The sequence below is a fragment of the Roseovarius sp. genome (assembly GCF_965277045.1).
Lineage (GTDB): Bacteria > Pseudomonadota > Alphaproteobacteria > Rhodobacterales > Rhodobacteraceae > Roseovarius.
Genome location: NZ_OZ255712.1, coordinates 3,031,953 through 3,047,206, shown reverse-complemented (window position 1 = coordinate 3,047,206; position 15,254 = coordinate 3,031,953). Strand labels below are relative to the sequence as shown.

The following is a 15,254-nucleotide window of genomic DNA, read 5'->3' as shown; positions in this document are numbered from 1 at the left end:
AAATCCCGGCGACCATGCCGCCGGGCAGGGGAAATGACAATGGCAGACGTCACCATCTACGGCGCCGGAATCTTCGGCCTGTCCATCGCCTTCGCGTGCCAGTCGCGGGGGGCGAAGGTGCGGGTGATTGACCCCGGCGGCGTGGGCGCGGGGGCGTCGGGTGGCGTGGTCGGCGCGCTTGCGCCGCACGTGCCCGAGATCTGGAATGAGAAGAAGGCGTTCCAGCTGGACAGCCTGCTGATGGCAGAGGTGTTCTGGGCCGAGGTGGCGGAGGTCTCTGGCCTGCCGCCGGGCTATGCCCGGACAGGCCGGGTGCAGCCGGTGGCGGACGAGGCCGGGCTGGCGCTGGCGCGGCAGCGGGAGGTCACCGCGCGTGAACTGTGGGGCGAGGCCGCAACGTGGCAGGTTGTAAAGGCGGATGCTGTGGCGCATGCGCCGGTCACGCCAACGGGGCTCTTGATCCTCGATACGCTGTCGGCGCGGTTGCATCCACGCGAAGGCGCCAAGGCGCTGGCGGCGGCCATCGTGACCCGTGGCGGAGAGATCGTGGCCGAGGGCAAGCCGCAGGGCCGCGTGGTTCATGCGACGGGGGTCGCCGGGTTGGCAGAGTTGTCGGAGAGGCTTGCAGCGCCGGTGGGCAACGGCGTCAAGGGACAGGGCGCGGTGCTGGATTTCGCGGCGCCGGACTCGCCACAGGTCTTTGCCAACGCGCTGCACGTGATCTTTCACCGCAACGGGACGACGGCCGTAGGCTCGACCTCGGAGCGGGAGTATGCAAGCGCGACGGAAACGGATGCGCAACTGGACGAGGTTCTGGACCGCCTGCGCATTGCGGTGCCGGCATTGCGAGACGCGAAGGTCATCGAGCGCTGGGCCGGGGTGCGGCCCCGGGCGCGGTCGCGGGCGCCGATGCTGGGCGTGCATCCGCTTTATCCGGACCAGTTCATCGCCAATGGCGGCTTCAAGATCGGGTTCGGCATGGCACCGAAAGTGGCGCAGGTGATGGCGGACCTCGTGCTGGACGGGCGGGACGAGATCCCGGCGGTGTTCAGGCCCGAGGCCTCTTTGCCGAAGACCTGCTGATCATCCTGCCTGCGCGGACATGCATTGCCGCCCGTCGGGGCCGCGCACCCAGCAGGTGCCGTTCTCGGTCCAGCAGATCGTTGCGATCTCGTGGTGCATCAGGGGACTGGTTGCGCGGAAGCTGAAACGTTTCAGCCCGCCCAGCTCGGCATCGGCCATTTGCATCAGGTGATGCGCCAGCAGGGGTCCGTGGACGACGAGGCCGTCATAGCCTTCAACCTCGCGGGCATATGTCTCGTCGTAATGGATGCGGTGACCGTTGAAAGTGAGCGCGGAGTAGCGGAAGAGGAGCGTGCTGTCGAAAGTGATTGTACGGGTCTTCACCGCGCCGTCGGTGGCACGGGGCGGTTCGGGTTTCCGGCCGCCATCATCCTCGCGATAGACGAGGTCCTGATGCTCGGTGATGCAGCAGATGTCGTCTTGCCAGATTTCATGGCGCAGGGTGACGAAGGCCAGCGGGCCGCTGCGGCCCTGCTTGAGCTGGGCCTCTTCGCGGGTGGTGCGGCGCGTGGCGGGCTGGCCCGCGCGGAAGGGGGCGTGGAATTCAAGCTGCCCGCCCGCCCACATGCGCCGGGGCAGGCCCATGTCGGGAATGACGCCGCCCAGCTTCGGGTGTCCGTCGCGGCCAAGGTCGGCGGGCGCCTGCGGATCCCAGAAATAGATCTGGTGGAAGAACGGCGGCAGGGCGTCGCCTGCCTCTATGGTAGGCGTTTCGCCCAACGTTGCCTGAAGCGCGCGGGCGCGTGCCGGGTCGATGGAGTCGTGAAGGGTCTGGGTGGCGTCTGTCATCTTGGACTGCTTTCGAGTTTTGGCGTATGTCTATGACGCCGATACGCGAGATGACAATGCTAGCGAAGAGTACGTGCTCATGCCGACCCGCCTGACATCGCTGGATCACCTCGTGCTGACGGTGGCGGATATCGACGCGACCGTTGCCTTTTACAGCGATGCCCTGGGGATGACGGCGGAGGCATTCACCCCTGCTGACGGCACGCGACGGTGGGCGCTGAAATTCGGGGCACAGAAGATCAATCTGCACAAGGCGGGGGCGGAGTTCGAGCCGAAGGCGGCGCATCCCGGCCCCGGGACAGCGGATCTTTGTTTCCTGAGCGATGCGCCGCTGGCGGACTGGCAGGACCATCTTGCCGCGCAACGCGTCACGGTCGAGGAAGGACCGGTGCCGCGTACCGGGGCGACGGGGCCGCTGACCTCGATCTACATACGCGACCCGGATGGCAACCTGATCGAGATTTCCAACGCCGGTTGAAGGCCTATTCCGGCTCGGCAAAGCTTTCGGCGCAGAAACGGTGGAGTTCCAGCGTATCGCTCCAGTGATCCTTGGGCAGGCCCGCCTTGACCTTCAATGCTCTCAGGAATTCGGCGGGGTCGTGCAGGCTCTCCCAGACCATGGGCAGGAAGACACCGCGTTTGGCCCCGTCGCGCAGGATCAGACCGTCGCGGTGGGGTGTCAGTTGCGACAGAAGGTCAGCCTGATTCGCGAAGGTCATCGGCGCGGAGGGTGACAGGACGGCGATCTTGAGGCGCAAGTCGGGGACCTCGCCGGCGCTCAGGGGCTTGAAGCGCGGATCGGCGGAGGCGGATTTGACCGTATTCTCGGAGACGTCACGGACCAGCGGTTGATGCGCGGCAAGCGAGCCGATGCAGCCGCGCAGGCGGCCATCCCTTTGCAGGGTGATGAAGCTGGCGGCGTGCCCACGCAGGGCCTGTGGAAAGCTGGTTTCATCGAGCTTTGGCGGCTTGCCGCGCCTGGTGAAGGACTCGAGCGTCTGCCGCGCGGCCTTGAGCAGCATCTCTCGGTGGCGCGGGATGATGATTTCGTCGGTGGTATCGAACAGCGCCCAGGCGCCGTAGCCCACGGTGCGCGACGTGTCGCCGGTGACATCGGCGCTGGACGCCATGGCCAGACGGGCAACGCGCAGTCCCGTACCCACGGTCGAGGCGAGGAACCCGGTGATGGCGGCGGCACCGCAGGCGTGGCGCGGTGTGAGGATCGTGCTCTTGGACGTTTCCAGCAGCTTGGCCGTCTCGGAATCCTTCGCATCCGCCGCGTCGCGGGTCAGGAAATGGCTGAGGTCGCTGGACAGAACGAAGAGCGGCTGGCCTTGGGCGGCGAGGTGGTCGATGGCCGCCGCCACCTGATCCTGCGTCGCGTTGCCGATGACGAGCGGGACCACCCTGGCGCGGGGATGCAGGCGGTGCAGGAAGGCAAGCTGCGTCTCGATCCCATGCTCGCGGTCATGGGCAGCGTCCTCGACATGGGCCAGCCCTGCCTGAACGAGGCTGTTGGTGACGGACCGGTGGATCATCACGTCGAAACCGGGCATGGCGTAGCCCTTTTGCGAGGGCAGGGCGATGCCGTCGAACGAATGGGCATGAGAGGGCGACAGGATGACGATGGTCTCAGGCTGTCCTCGGACGGTGGCCCGCCATGCGGCGCCGGTCAGCCAGCCGGAAAAGCGATAGCCCGCGTGTGGCGAGATGATTGCGCGGGGCACCGAGCCCTCGGGCCGCCAGCCGCTGGTGCCGCGAGTGATGCAGCTTTCGGCCTCGGACCGGAGCGCATGCGCGTCTGCCGGGTAGAAGGTTCCGGCGACGGCGGGCTGGCGCATCAGAGGATCGGGTTCACTATTCATGGTCGGGTCAATCGCATAATGTGGTGACAGGATCATGGAGGAAATTCGCCCGCGATGCACCCCGCGCGATTCTGGGAAGCCGAGACTGACGGCAGGCTGCGCTGCACCCTGTGCCCGCGCTTCTGCACATTGCGGGACGGGCAGCGGGGCATGTGTTTCGTTCGTATGCGGCAGGGCGACCGGATAGTGCTGGACACCTATGGCCGCTCGACAGGGTTCTGCATCGACCCGATCGAGAAGAAGCCGCTGAATCACTTTTTGCCCGGCACGCCGGTGCTGAGCTTCGGCACGGCAGGGTGCAACCTGGCCTGCAAGTTCTGCCAGAACCACGAGATTTCGAAAAGTCGCGAGGTCGACAGCCTGGCGCATGCGGCGTCGCCGGAAAAGATCGCCCGCGTGGCGCGGGCAGAGGGCTGTGCGTCGGTGGCGTTTACCTACAATGACCCGGTGATCTTTCACGAATATGCGCTGGGCACCGCCGCGGCCTGCCGCGAGGCCGGCGTGAAAAGCGTGGCGGTGACGGCGGGGTATATCTGCGACGCGCCACGGGCAGAGTTCTTTGGTGCGATGGATGCGGCGAATATCGACCTGAAAGGCTTTACCGAAGGATTTTATCGCAAGCTGACCGGATCGGAGATCGCGCCGGTGCTGGAGACGATCGCCTACGCCGTGAACGAAACCGATTGCTGGGTCGAACTGACGACGCTGCTGATCCCGGGAGAGAATGACAGCGCTGCGGAGATGGAGGCGCTGTCGGCCTGGGTGATGAAGACCTGCGGGCCCGACGTACCGGTGCATTTCACCGCCTTTCATCCCGATCACCGGATGCTGTCGCACGAACGCACGCCGCTGGAGACGCTGCTGCGGGCGCGTCAGGTGGCGCATCAGGCGGGGCTGCGGCATGTCTATATCGGCAATGTCCATCATCCCGAAGCGCAGTCGAGCTACTGCGCCGGATGCGGGGACCGCGTGATCGGGCGGGACTGGTACGCGCTGTCGGAGTGGAAGCTGGACGATTTCGGCGCGTGCGTCACCTGCGGCACGCCTTTTCCCGGTGTGATCGACGGCCCGCCGGGCGACTGGGGGCGCAAGCGGCGGCCATTGCGCATGGCGTGAAAACGCGAAAAGGCCCCGGGTGGCGCGCCACCCGGGGTCAGGCCTGACAGGCGGAGGAAAATCTTACCAGTCCGTCGGACCCTTCTCGGCGAAGGCGTGGACAAGAAAGTCGATGAAGGCGCGTACCTTGGGCTGCGTGAAACGGCCCGGAGGATAGACTGCGTAGATGCCCTGGGTTTCCATCGGCAGGTCCGGGATGACATCGACCACTTTTCCGTCCTTCATCGCGTTGGCGTATAGGAAACTGGGCAGGTAGGCGATGCCGAGGCCCGAAATGGCGGCATTGAGCAGCGACTGGCCATCATTGACCGAAAGACCGCCCGCGGTGCGCACCTGGCGCTTTTCGCCCGAGGGAGCGGTCAGCTTCCAGACCGATCCGTTGGACTGGCTGGAATAGTGCAAAAGCTTGTGTTCGTTGAGTTCGTCGATCTTGCCGGGTTGACCGAATTTTTGCAGGTAAGCGGGGCTGGCGATCATGCGCTTGGTGGTCTCGGTCAGCTTCCGGGCGCGCAGCGTGCTGTCTTCAAGCTCGCCGATGCGAATCGCCATGTCGAAGCCTTCGGAAATCAACTCCACATAGCGGTTGTTGAGCACCATGTTGACCGTGATGTCCGGGAAATCGTCGAGAAACTGGCCGAGGATCGGGCTAAGGTGATTCACGCCGAAATCGGTCGCCACGGAAATGCGCAGAAGGCCCGAGGGATCGGACTGCATCGAACTGACCAGCGCGTCTGCCTCGCCCGCGTCGTTCAGGACGCGCAGGGCGCGGTCGTAATACGCCAGACCGATCTCGGTCGGGCTGACCCGGCGGGTGGTCCGGTTCAGCAGGCGCGCGCCCAGACGGGCCTCGAGAGACGAGACGTGCTTGGAGACGGCGGACTTGGAAATACCCATTTTGCGGGCAGCGTCCGTGAACCCACCCTGGTCCACGACGGTCGCAAAGGCCTCCATTTCGGTAAGGCGATCCATTCTCGATACCCTCGTCATTTCTTGTTGGGGTCAAGCTATCACCGTAAATTCGGGCACAACTGCGGCGCGAGCCAGACAATATCTTGGTTTTGTGGTGCATCGTTCGTGGCCCGGAAACAGCTTTCATGCCGCCGACAGGGGCCAGGGGCCTTGTCTTGCGGCCCGTGAGGTCCATCTTCAGCACCGTCGCAGGGCCGTTCTGGAGAAGCGGCATCTGCGGGGCCTGAACCAGGGAGAGCTCGCATGAAACTTCTTACGAAATCCTTCGCCATTCTGGCGGTGACAGCCTCGATGGCTTTTGCCGAACGAACCGCTGCGCCCGAAGGTGCAGAGGTCTATTTCGTCAACCTTGAAGACGGCGCCACCGTATCTGCGCCGGTGAAGGTCGTCTTCGGCCTGAGCGGCATGGGCGTGGCACCGGCCGGCACCGAAAAGGAGCATACCGGACATCACCACATCCTGATCGACCGCGCGCCGCTGGGCGAAGGCCCCGATGGCGAGGAAGAGCTGCAAAACGCGCTCCCGTCGGATGACAACCACATGCATTTCGGTGGCGGTCAGACCGAGGTGGAGCTGGACCTGGAGCCGGGCGAACACACGCTGCAACTGGTGCTCGGTGACATGAACCACGTGCCGCACGACCCGCCGGTGACGTCGGAGCAGATCACGATCACGGTCGAGTAACCTCGGTCAGATCCACTTCAGCTTTCGCAGGATCCAGATCGCGCCAAACGTCAGGACCACCAGCCCGATGCACAGGGCGGCGAAGGCCCAGGGGGTGTTCACGCCGGGCATCCCCGCCACGTTCACGCCGAACAGGCCGGTGATGAAGCCCAGCGGCAGGAACACGGCGGCCACGATCGACAGGATATAGCCGTTGCGGTTCTGCCGCTGGTCGGCTTGCGTGGCGTGGTGGTCCTGCACGGCGTCCATCCGGCCGATCATCGACTCCAGTTCCTCGACCGCCAGCTTTGCGAGGTTGCCCAACTCGCGCAGGCGGGCGCGGGCATCGGAGGTGACAAGTTCGCTGTCGGTGCCGACAAGGGCAATCAGCGCGTCGCGCTGTGGCGCGAGGTAGCGGCGCAGGCGGATCGCCATGCGTTGCTCTTCGGCCAGATCCTCTGGCGGGTCTTCGTCGTCATCCACGACGCTGTCTTCCATGTCGTCGACGCGGCGGCTGAGGTCGAAAACCGTGTCCTGGACGCGGGTCATCAGCCGCTGCGCGAGGTCATGGACAAAGGCGATGGGGCTGGCAGGCGCGGTGCCGGCGGCCACGTCCTCGCGAATGGCATCGATGGCGAAGACCCGGCGCTTGCGCACCGTCACGACCAGGCGGTCGGTCACCCACATGCGCACGGCGACCATCTGGTCGGCGGGGCCGTCTGCGTTGAGGTTCACGCCGCGCAGGTTCAGCATCAGCCCGTCGCCGTAGCGATCGCAACGCGGTCGGGTTTCCGGGGCCAGCAGCGCGGTCGCCGGGATGGACGGAACGCACGCCTCCAGCCAGGCCGGAAGCTCTGGATCGGCAAGGTCGAAATGCCACCAGGCATAGCCTTCGTCCGGGCCGTTTTCAGAGGCCGGGCGGGCGGTGCCATCAGGGGCGATATCGAAGGCGCAAACTGGCATGGCGCGAAACTAGGGCGGTGCCGGGGTGCGGGCAAGAGACTACAGCGCCGCCGCCAGACGCGTGCCCTGATCGATGGCGCGCTTGGCGTCGAGTTCTGCCGCGACGTCCGCGCCGCCGATGACGTGGCAGGCGATGCCCCTGGCCTCGAGCGCGTCGGCAAGGCTGCGTTCGCTGACCTGTCCGGCGCAAAGCACGATGGTGTCCACCTCGAGCGTGCGCGGGTCTTCGCGGCCTTCGTCGTTCGAGAGGACAAGCCCGGCGGGTTCGATGCGCTCGTAGGTGACCCCGCCGAGCATCTCGACATCCTTCATCCGGAGCGACGCGCGGTGAATCCAGCCCGTCGTTTTGCCGAGCCGTTTGCCCACACGCTCGGACTTGCGCTGCAGGAGCGTGACGGCGCGGGCGGGCGCATCGGGCTGCGGGCCTTCGGGGGCGAGCCCACCGGGGGTTTCTGCCGGGTCGCCGACGCCCCATTCCTCTTTCCACTCCGCGAGGTTCTCGGTCGGGCTTTCGCCCTCGTGCACGAGGAACTCGGCCACATCGAACCCGATGCCGCCTGCGCCGATGATGGCCACGCGCTTGCCCGCTGGCTTCTTGTGCTTCAGCACGTCGATATAGCTGAGCGTGTTGTCGCCATCCTGGCCTTCGATTTGCGGGTCGCGGGGCAGGACGCCGGTGGCGATGATCACCTCGTCAAAGCCGGTCAGGTCGTCTGCCTGCACGTCCTGGCCCAGCTTCACCGTCACGCCGGTTTCCTCCAACATCGTGGCGTACCAGTCGACGAGGCCGAAGAATTCCTCCTTGCCGGGGATCTGCTTGGCCATGTTGAGCTGACCGCCGATCTGGTCGTCGCGGTCGAAGAGCGTCACATCATGGCCGCGCTGTGCCGCCGTGATCGCGGTGGAAAGGCCCGCAGGCCCGGCACCGACGACGGCAACGGACTTGGGTTTGTCCGTGGGTGTAATCGGCAGCTCGGTCTCATAGCAGGCGCGCGGGTTCACGAGGCAGGTCGAGATCTTGCCTGAAAATGTGTGGTCCAAGCAGGCCTGGTTGCAGGCGATGCAGGGCGCGATTGTGTCGGCGCGGCCTTCGACGGCCTTCTTGACGAACTCCGCATCCGCAAGGAAGGGGCGGGCCATCGACACCATGTCGGCGCAACCGTTGGCCAGCACGTCCTCGGCCACCTGCGGCGTGTTGATGCGGTTCGAGGTGATGATGGGGATGCCCACATGCCCCATCAGCTTTTTCGTGACCCAGGTGAAGGCCGCGCGGGGGACCGAGGTGACGATGGTGGGAATGCGCGCCTCGTGCCAGCCGATGCCGGTGTTGATGATGCTGGCCCCGGCCTTTTCCACCGCTTGCGCAAGTTGGACCACCTCGTCGAAGGTCGAGCCTTCGGGGACGAGGTCGATCATGGACAGGCGGTAGATCAGGATGAAATCGGGGCCTACGGCCTCGCGCACCCGGCGCACGATCTCCAGCGGCAGGCGCATCCGGTTCTCGTAGGAGCCGCCCCAGCGGTCCTCGCGCTTGTTGGTGTGGCGCACGAGGAACTGGTTGATGAAATACCCCTCGGATCCCATGATCTCGACCCCGTCATAGCCAGCCTCTCGCGCGCGGGCCGCGGCGGTGACGATATCGGCGATCTGTTTCTTGATGCCATCCTCGTCCAGCTCTTTCGGCGGAAAGGGCGAGATGGGGGACTTGATGGGCGAGGGGGCGACGCATTCCTTGCCATAGGCATAGCGGCCCGCATGAAGGATCTGCATGGCGATCAAGCCGCCCGCGTCATGAACCCGGTCGGTGACCACCTTGTGGTTGGCGATGTCCTGCTCGTTGAAAAGGCCCGCCGCGCCGGGAAAGACGCCGCCCTCGCGGTTCGGGGCCATGCCGCCGGTGACCATCAGGGACACCCCGCCACGGGCGCGCGTGGCATAGAATTCGGCCACGCGGTTCCAGTCCTTGGTCTCTTCCAGCCCGGTATGCATCGAGCCCATCAGCACGCGGTTCTTCAGCGTGACGTGGCCCAGATCGAGCGGGGCGAGCAGGTGCGGGTATTGGGTCATGTGCGGCCTCCCGGGGACGTTCGGATCAAAACGTAGGTTGACGCGCACCATGGTCACGTCAGCCGCGATTGTCACGTCCGACGCTGCGTTAAGGCGCAGCGGTCGTGTCACCTGGTTGTGATGCCGGGTGCAGGGGCGGGTTCTTGACGGCGGCGTGCGATCCTGAGCAACTTTGCTGCCAACCAAGTCTGCAAGGAGAGAGCTTATGTTGACCCGACGCAATCTTCTCGCCGGTGCCGCCGGGCTGGTGGCCACGGCCCCGCTTGCCGGTCTGGCGCAATCCGGCCCCGCCATTCATGTCATGAAAGACCCCAACTGCGGCTGTTGCCGCGCGTGGATGGAAATCCTGCAAGAAGACGGGTTTGCGGTGACCAGCGAGGATGCGTTCGGCACGATCCTGTCGCGTTACAAGATCGACAACGGCATTCCGCCGCAGATGATCTCGTGCCACACCGGCAAGATTGCCGGGTACATGATCGAAGGTCACGTGCCGCCCGCCGACATCCGCCGCCTGCTGGACGAAAGCCCCGACGCGGTGGGCCTTGCGGTGCCGGGGATGCCCTACGGCTCGCCGGGGATGGGACCGGAGGACCGGCGCGACGCCTATGAGGTGCACTTGATCCTGCGGGACGGCAGCACCGAGGTGTTCTCCAGCTACAACGCGGCGGCCTGAGCGGCCCGAGCTCAGGCGCTGGCGGCCCAGTCCCAGTACATCTCGCGCACTCTGCGAGTGACCGGGCCGATCTGGTAATTGGTCTCGTCAAACGCCGTGACCGGCGTGACCTTCATCATGTTGCCGGACAGAAAGACCTCGTCGGCGTCGTGGAAATCGTCGAAGGACATGACGCATTCATGCACGGTGACGCCATCGGCGCGCAGGTTCTCGATATGCCGCGCTCGGGTGATCCCGGCCAGGAAGGTGCCGTTGGGCACGGGCGTGAAGACCTCGCCATCCTTGACGGCAAAGGCATTGGCGGTGGCGGCCTCGGCCACGTTGCCAAGCGCGTCGGCCACAAGCGCGTTGGTGAAGCCCTTGGATTTCGCCTCGGCCAGCATCCGGGCGTTGTTGGGGTATAGGCAGGCGGCCTTGGCGTTGACCACCGCGTCCTCCAGCACCGGGCGGCGAAAGCGCGTGCGCGTGATCGTGGCGGAATGCTCGGGCGCGGCCATGGGGATTTCTTCAAGGCTGATGGCAAAGCCGGTTGCGCCGCCCTCCTTGGGGACTATGGCCGACATGCCGCCCTCGATGGCCCAGTACATGGGGCGGATATAGACGGCCGCGTCGGGGGCGTAGGCTTTCAGCCCTTCGTGCACGATCTCGACCATATCCTCGTCCGTCACGGTCGGCGTGACCATCAGCGCCTCGGCCGAGGCGTTCACCCGGGCACAGTGCCGGTCGAGGTCGGGTGTCAGCCCATGGGCGAAACGCGCCCCGTCGAACACGTTCGAGCCAAGCCACATACCGTGATCGGCGGCGCGCATCACCGGGATGTCGCCCTCGTGCCAGGTACCGTCGAAATAGGTCCGGATGTTGCTGCCTGTGGCCATGGTTGCCTCCCTTTTGGCGCGGACCCTAAGCCGGGCGGCGCGAAGGGTCCAGAGGGGTCAGCCGGCCTCGGCCAGCAGGGCCTCGATATCCAGCCGGCTGTTGGCCATCTTCAGATTGCCTTCGGCATCGCGCGGCCAATCTTCCGGGGCGCGGTCGCGGTAAAGCTCGACGCCGTTGCCGTCAGGATCGGACAGGTAGACCGCTTCGCTGACACCGTGATCGGCGGCGCCCTCAAGCGGGATGCCGGCCTCCAGCACGCGTTTCAAAGCCTGCGCCAACGCTGTGCGATCGGGGTAGAGGAATGCCGTGTGGTAAAGGCCCGTATGCCCGGGCGGGGGCGGCGTGCCGCCCTTGCTGTCCCACGTATTCAGGCCGATGTGATGGTGATAGCCGCCTGCCGATAGAAAGGCGGCCTCGTTACCGTAGCGTTGTTGCAATTCGAAGCCCAGAACCCCGGAATAGAAGGAGATCGCACGTTCCAGGTCCGACACGCGCAGGTGCACGTGGCCGATACGGGTTTCGGGATGCGTTGTGAATGCCATGATATGACCCTTTCCTGCTTGTTCCAGAGATGGGCCGGTTGAACGTATCGCGCAATTCCGCGCGCTGCCGCAGAGATCGTGCGAAAATGCAGATGCTTTTTCTTGCTGCAAATACTCCGGGGAGTTTGAGGGGGGGAGTGGGGAGTTTGAGGGGGGAGTTTGAGGGGCAGCGCCCCTCATTCCTGCAAATCGAGCGTGGCGCAGCCACTCGATCGGGTCAGGCGCCCACCATGCCGACGATTTCCTTGGTGCGCTTGAGGATCGGCGCGGCGATCTCGCGGGCCTTGCCGGCGCCCTCCGACAGGATGCGGTCGATCTCGGCGGGGTCCTGCATCAGGCGGGCCATCTCGTCGGAAATCGGCGCCAGCTTGGCCACCGCCAGGTCGGCCAGGGCGGGCTTGAACGTGCCGAATTGTTGCCCGCCCACATCGCGCATCACCTGATCGACGCTCTGGTCGTTGAGCGCGGAGTAGATGTTCACTAGGTTGCGGGCCTCGGGGCGATCCTCAAGCCCTTTCGCGTCGGACGGCAGCGGTTCGGGGTCGGTCTTGGCCTTGCGGATCTTCTTGGAGATCGTGTCGGCATCGTCGGTCAGGTTGATCCGGGACATGTCCGAGGGGTCGGATTTCGACATCTTCTTGGACCCGTCGCGCAGGCTCATGACGCGGGTGGCCGCGCCCTCGATCACCGGCTCGGTGATGGGAAAGAAATCGACCTCGAAATCGTTGTTGAACTTGATCGCGATGTCGCGGGTCAGTTCCAGGTGCTGTTTCTGGTCCTCGCCCACCGGCACATGCGTGGCGTGGTAGGCGAGGATGTCGGCGGCCATCAGCGCGGGATAGGCAAACAGGCCCAGCGAGGCGTTTTCCTGGTTCTTGCCGGCCTTGTCCTTCCACTGGGTCATCCGCTTCATCCAACCCATGCGGGCGACGCAGTTGAAGATCCAGGCCAGTTCGGCATGGGCCGAGACCTGGCTTTGGTTGAAGAGGATCGACCGCGCCGGATCGACGCCGGAGGCGATGAAGCCCGCGGTCAGCTCGCGGGTGGCGTGGCGCAGGGCGGCGGGGTCCTGCCAGACGGTGATGGCATGCATATCGACCATGCAGAAGATCGACTCGACGCCGCTGTTCTGGCTGTCGGCGAACCGCTTGAGCGCGCCGAGGTAATTGCCCAGCGTCAGGCCGCCCGACGGCTGGATGCCGGAAAAGACGCGGGGGGTGAAGCTGGCCTCGGCCATGGCGGACTCCGTCTGGAAATTCGTGTCCGCCTCGCTTACTGCTGCGGTCAACAGCCGTCAAGGAGGCCACACCGATGTCCGATCCCCGAGCCACAGGCCCCGGCGACAGCCCGGTCAACCCGATCCCGCCGCTGGTGCTGGCCATCGTGGCCGCCATGGCCGCTGCCGAGGCGGTGTTCCAGCTGGGCGCGCGCGGGCTGGCGGGTGGGCCTGAGGCGATTGGGTGGCGAATCTCGACGATCCAGCAGTTCGGGTTTTCCAACCGCGCGATGACCTGGATGCTGGAGACCGGTCAGTTAAGGTTTGATTATCTTATCCGCTTCGTCACTTATCCGTTCGTTCATGCCAGCCTGATGCAGGCTCTTTTCGCCATCGTGATGACGCTCGCCATCGGCAAATTCGTGGCCGAACGCATGGCCGGGTGGGCGGTGGCGATTTTATTTTTTGCCTCGTCCATCTTCGGCGCGCTGGTCTTTGGCCTGATCTATCCTGACGGGCCTGGGTTAATAGGAGGTTTTCCCGGCGTCTACGGCCTGATCGGGGGCTTCACCTGCCTTGTCTGGCTGCAGCTGGGTGTGATCGGCGAAAACCAGATGCGGGCTTTTGCAATGATCGGCGTGCTTCTGGGCCTGCAACTTTTCTTCGGGCTGCTTTATGGCAATAATTTCACATGGGTGGCCGATATCGGTGGGTTCATCGGCGGATTTCTTCTGTCCTTCGTGCTGGTGCCCGGCGGAATGGCGCGGCTGCGGCAGAGATTGCAGAGGCGCTAACCTGTCAGCGGCGGACCGCCTTGCGGAACTCCGAGATGCGGAAGGCGCCCAGAAGCTGGCCAAGTGCGAAATATGTCAGGCTGCCGAGCAGGATGAGGACAAGGAGTGCCAGCCAGCGCCAGCCATCAAGCCCGAAGAACGGCGTCATGAGCACTTGCAGACCCCAGAGCACGACGCCGAGCAGGAGCGAGGTCAGAAGAATACGCCATATTCGGCGGCGGAACCGGTCGTCGAAGCGCGCGACCTCGCCATAGCCGCGCGCACCGCGCACCAGAAGCCAGATCATGGCCCAACCTGCGGCCGTGGTGGCGATGGCCGCCGCCCACCATCCGACGAGATAGGAGAGGCCAACCGCCAGCGCGGCGTTCACGATCATCGCTATGACGGCGTAATGAAACGGTCTTTTCGTGTCCGACCGCGCGAAATAGAGCGGTTGCAGCACCTTTTGCAGCACAAAGGCGGGCAGGCCCAGGCCGTAGATCATCACCGCAAGTGCGGTGGCGGCAGTGTCGTCGGCATCGAACTTGCCGCGCTCGAACAGCACCGACACGAGCGGCAGCGGAATCACCATCAGCGCCACAGCACAGGGCACGGTGAGCGCCAGCGAGATTTCGGCCGCGCGGGAGTAGGCGTGGCGCGCGCCTTCGTGATCCTCGGCCTTCAGGCGGCGGGACAGGTCAGGCAGAAGGACGATGCCGACGGCGATGCCCACGACCCCCAGAGGCAACTGGTACAGGCGGTCGGCGGCGTAGAGCCAGCTGACGGCGCTTTCGGTGTTCGAGGCCACGAGCTGGCCCACCACAAGGTTGATCTGCACCACGCCGCCCGCAAGGGCCGCGGGGACGGCGACGCGCACCAGCCTGGACATTTCGGGCGTCCAACGGGGGCGGGTGGGCCGGATGCGCATCCCGGCACGGTCGGCGGCGATCCAGACCAGCACCAGCTGCGCCACGCCGGCGAAGGGGATCGTCCAGATCAGCGCATCGGCCACGGGGCCGCCCATGTAGTGCGTGATCATCATCGCGCCGACCAGCAGAACGTTCAGGATGAGGGGTGCGGCGGCGGCAGCGGCGAAGCGTCCGGCGGCGTTGAGAACCCCGGAAAACAGGGCCGCGAGCGAGATGAAGAAGATATACGGGAAGGTGACCCGCGCATAGTCGACGGTGATGGCGAAGCGCGGATCGCCGTAATAGCCCTCGGCCGTGGCATAGACCAGCGCGGGCATGAAGATCATCGCCAGCGCGGTCAGGATCAGCAGGACGAAGCCGAGGCCCGAGAGCGCCAGCCGGGCAAAGCCGATGGGGTCCTCGTCGGCCTCCAGCCGCCTGGAAAACATCGGCACGAAGGCAGCGTTGAACGCGCCCTCGGCAAAGAAGCGGCGGAACATGTTGGGCAGGCGGAAGGCGGCGACATAGGCGTCCATCAAAACGCCGGGGCCGATAAGGTTGGCGATGATGACGTCGCGCACGAAGCCCAGGATCCGGCTGGCCAGGGTCCAGACGCCCACGGTCAGGACGCCGGAGAGAAGGCGGATGGGTTTCATGTGCGGTGCCTGCGTCTGCCTTGTTTTCAAGAGCATTAGCCGATTGCCGGGGGCGGGGGAAGGCCGGTCTGCGGTGCAGGGGAGCTGTGCGCTGC

At 65.3% G+C, this 15,254-nt stretch carries 15 protein-coding genes; 6 read left to right on the top strand and 9 right to left on the bottom strand.

Translation table 11 applies throughout. The features are described from left to right. Positions 1 to 39: 39 nt before the first annotated feature. Positions 40 to 1,083, top strand: a complete 1,044-nt coding sequence (locus tag ACQY4V_RS15230; protein WP_428513078.1) for an NAD(P)/FAD-dependent oxidoreductase — start codon at positions 40 to 42, stop codon at positions 1,081 to 1,083. On the opposite strand, the gene ACQY4V_RS15225 is transcribed toward ACQY4V_RS15230, so the two are convergent. Beyond that, entirely contained in the window at positions 1,084 to 1,872 is a 789-nt protein-coding gene (locus ACQY4V_RS15225; protein WP_428513076.1) for an FAS1-like dehydratase domain-containing protein, read from the bottom strand. It abuts the gene before it with no gap. 79 nt (positions 1,873 to 1,951) lie between these two features. Between ACQY4V_RS15225 and ACQY4V_RS15220 the strand changes: the two genes are divergently transcribed. Continuing rightward, positions 1,952 to 2,350, top strand: coding sequence for a VOC family protein (locus ACQY4V_RS15220; RefSeq protein ID WP_428513074.1), 399 nt, complete (start codon positions 1,952 to 1,954; stop codon positions 2,348 to 2,350). Between the two features lie 4 nt (positions 2,351 to 2,354). On the opposite strand, the gene amrB is transcribed toward ACQY4V_RS15220, so the two are convergent. Next, positions 2,355 to 3,737: an AmmeMemoRadiSam system protein B gene (gene amrB / locus ACQY4V_RS15215; RefSeq protein ID WP_428513072.1), complete on the bottom strand. Its 1,383-nt coding sequence runs from the start codon at positions 3,735 to 3,737 to the stop codon at positions 2,355 to 2,357. Between the two features lie 54 nt (positions 3,738 to 3,791). On the opposite strand from amrB, the gene amrS reads away from it, so the two are divergent. Then, positions 3,792 to 4,853 (top strand): AmmeMemoRadiSam system radical SAM enzyme, encoded by a 1,062-nt coding sequence (gene amrS, locus ACQY4V_RS15210; protein WP_428513070.1) that lies wholly within the window; start codon positions 3,792 to 3,794, stop codon positions 4,851 to 4,853. Positions 4,854 to 4,916: 63 nt separating this feature from the next. On the opposite strand, the gene ACQY4V_RS15205 is transcribed toward amrS, so the two are convergent. Continuing rightward, positions 4,917 to 5,822: a LysR family transcriptional regulator gene (locus ACQY4V_RS15205; RefSeq protein WP_428513068.1), complete on the bottom strand. Its 906-nt coding sequence runs from the start codon at positions 5,820 to 5,822 to the stop codon at positions 4,917 to 4,919. A 243-nt stretch (positions 5,823 to 6,065) separates the two neighbouring features. Between ACQY4V_RS15205 and ACQY4V_RS15200 the strand changes: the two genes are divergently transcribed. Then, positions 6,066 to 6,506, top strand: coding sequence for a DUF4399 domain-containing protein (locus tag ACQY4V_RS15200; protein ID WP_428513066.1), 441 nt, complete (start codon positions 6,066 to 6,068; stop codon positions 6,504 to 6,506). Positions 6,507 to 6,512: 6 nt separating this feature from the next. Here ACQY4V_RS15200 and ACQY4V_RS15195 read toward each other — a convergent pair whose 3' ends face one another. Continuing rightward, positions 6,513 to 7,448 (bottom strand): zinc transporter ZntB, encoded by a 936-nt coding sequence (locus ACQY4V_RS15195; protein WP_428513064.1) that lies wholly within the window; start codon positions 7,446 to 7,448, stop codon positions 6,513 to 6,515. A 39-nt stretch (positions 7,449 to 7,487) separates the two neighbouring features. Then, entirely contained in the window at positions 7,488 to 9,515 is a 2,028-nt protein-coding gene (locus ACQY4V_RS15190; protein ID WP_428513062.1) for an FAD-dependent oxidoreductase, read from the bottom strand. Between the two features lie 205 nt (positions 9,516 to 9,720). Between ACQY4V_RS15190 and ACQY4V_RS15185 the strand changes: the two genes are divergently transcribed. Further along, positions 9,721 to 10,188, top strand: coding sequence for a DUF411 domain-containing protein (locus tag ACQY4V_RS15185; RefSeq protein WP_428513060.1), 468 nt, complete (start codon positions 9,721 to 9,723; stop codon positions 10,186 to 10,188). Between the two features lie 11 nt (positions 10,189 to 10,199). On the opposite strand, the gene ACQY4V_RS15180 is transcribed toward ACQY4V_RS15185, so the two are convergent. From ACQY4V_RS15180 to trpS, 3 genes are all read right to left on the bottom strand, one after another. Continuing rightward, positions 10,200 to 11,063: a branched-chain amino acid aminotransferase gene (locus tag ACQY4V_RS15180; protein ID WP_428513058.1), complete on the bottom strand. Its 864-nt coding sequence runs from the start codon at positions 11,061 to 11,063 to the stop codon at positions 10,200 to 10,202. A 57-nt stretch (positions 11,064 to 11,120) separates the two neighbouring features. Then, complete coding sequence (locus tag ACQY4V_RS15175; RefSeq protein WP_428513056.1) at positions 11,121 to 11,606, bottom strand: VOC family protein; 486 nt, start codon at positions 11,604 to 11,606, stop codon at positions 11,121 to 11,123. A 217-nt stretch (positions 11,607 to 11,823) separates the two neighbouring features. Further along, positions 11,824 to 12,843 (bottom strand): tryptophan--tRNA ligase, encoded by a 1,020-nt coding sequence (gene trpS, locus ACQY4V_RS15170; protein WP_428517265.1) that lies wholly within the window; start codon positions 12,841 to 12,843, stop codon positions 11,824 to 11,826. A 74-nt stretch (positions 12,844 to 12,917) separates the two neighbouring features. Between trpS and ACQY4V_RS15165 the strand changes: the two genes are divergently transcribed. Continuing rightward, the gene (locus ACQY4V_RS15165; RefSeq protein WP_428513054.1) at positions 12,918 to 13,616 is read left to right on the top strand and encodes a rhomboid family intramembrane serine protease; all 699 of its coding nucleotides are present in this window, start codon (positions 12,918 to 12,920) and stop codon (positions 13,614 to 13,616) included. 4 nt (positions 13,617 to 13,620) lie between these two features. Here the strand turns inward: ACQY4V_RS15165 and murJ are convergent, their stop codons facing one another. After that, positions 13,621 to 15,159: a murein biosynthesis integral membrane protein MurJ gene (gene murJ, locus ACQY4V_RS15160; protein WP_428513052.1), complete on the bottom strand. Its 1,539-nt coding sequence runs from the start codon at positions 15,157 to 15,159 to the stop codon at positions 13,621 to 13,623. Positions 15,160 to 15,254: the final 95 nt, after the last annotated feature.